Below are 1,321 nucleotides of genomic sequence, written 5' to 3'. Positions count from 1 at the left end.
GATCTACCTCGTGTAGTAGATATTCTTATCGCATCCACTGCGGCTGCTTCAAGCAAGTTCCTAGAAACTGTACAAAAGACTGACAAAGCTAGAGCACATAGGCAACTTGTGAATGTCTATGACAAAACAATAAAGCACTTCTCCAGAACATTAAATCCTCTTCTTTTATCTGAAGAGGGGGAAGAAATGTTCAATGCCGAAGTCGTCAAACTCAATAGCGAACCGACATCCAGATTGCTGGTGAAAATGAGGGAACACTTCGAATATTCTGGTGATGAAGATACTTTTAATGCGATTGCCATGCTAGTCGTGAAACGAGAAGTTGCCAATATACATACCGTAATTTCCCTTAATCCCATAGATAGCGAGCAAGAAGCCATTTTCCTGAAAATGTTGATTACAAGATTTGAAGAAATTGAATCATCTCCAATTATCTTGGAGGACGCTTATAAGCTTAAAGCCCTCGCTAGTGTTCTTGTAAACCGACTACGCGCTGAGATTGGTTTGGAGGACTAAATATGGAGCAAGACTTAATAGTTGTAGAGATACCACACCGATCAAGACCTAGTGCGTGGATGGCGACTGAATCAAGGTTGATTCAATTAGCACACGAGTTGGAGCTTACGTACTTTAAATGGACGATGGAAGAAGCTGTTTATTCATACGGTGATCGAGAAGATATCCCTGAAGAGCTTCTCGATATTTTAGAAGAGAAAGGAGGTGCGATCGAAGTAATCACTGGATTAAATCGAGAACCAACCTATTACAAGGTTGATGAAGCACCATCGGAACTAGATTCAGCCAAAGAGGCGTTGTTTGACGATCTTTATAGTTACGAGATTTTTACAGAATCTGAGGCTAGGGCTTTTGTGGGTTCGAATAAAAGAGGGCATGGGATTTATGAAGCGCAATCAGCAGTCAGCAAAATTTTGAGTCGTTTAGACTAAAACAAATATAAGGAGAAAGCGGATGATACAAAGTGAAAACGATAAATTGACTTGCAAGTTAGTAGGGGATTTTCTGAGTGTTGCACATTCGATGAACGAAGACCAAGGACATGATATTCAGGATGTTAGTGCGGCTATTCAAAGTGCAGCAGCCTGCTTAAATGCGCTTGAGGCAGACAATCATTGCGATTGTTTGGGGGGCCACAAGGAAGATGCTGCCGACTGGTATACCACTCGTTACAGGATGATGTTTGAACGCCATGCGGATCGTATCATCGAGCATCAATGCCCTTAATCCAATACATATAAGGAACTGGAGACAAATAGAATCTGATAAAGGTTGGGTGCTTTTTGTCTCCCTCTCAAAAGCAAAT

3 protein-coding genes are annotated in these 1,321 nt (G+C 41.4%); all 3 read left to right on the top strand.

What is annotated here, in order from left to right:
* Window positions 1–516: hypothetical protein (locus A3763_RS28950; protein ID WP_197483009.1), on the top strand; the 516-nt coding region annotated here is incomplete at its 5' end.
* A 2-nt stretch (window positions 517–518) separates the two neighbouring features.
* Complete coding sequence (locus tag A3763_RS20045) at window positions 519–947, top strand: hypothetical protein (protein WP_068634399.1); 429 nt, start codon at window positions 519–521, stop codon at window positions 945–947.
* Between the two features lie 22 nt (window positions 948–969).
* Window positions 970–1,242: a DUF3144 domain-containing protein gene (locus A3763_RS20040; RefSeq protein WP_068634400.1), complete on the top strand. Its 273-nt coding sequence runs from the start codon at window positions 970–972 to the stop codon at window positions 1,240–1,242.
* Window positions 1,243–1,321 lie beyond the last annotated feature (79 nt).

This window comes from Oleiphilus sp. HI0128 (assembly GCF_001635365.1).
The sequence above is the reverse complement of the archived record's forward strand: the minus strand, read 5'-3'. Positions and strand labels throughout refer to the sequence as shown.

Bases quoted from the DNA above. Each gene is read 5' to 3' on its own strand.
- A3763_RS20040 (WP_068634400.1), top strand. From the start codon at position 970: ATGATACAAAGTGAAAACGATAAATTGACTTGCAAGTTAGTAGGGGAT.
- A3763_RS20045 (WP_068634399.1), top strand. From the start codon at position 519: ATGGAGCAAGACTTAATAGTTGTAGAGATACCACACCGATCAAGACCT.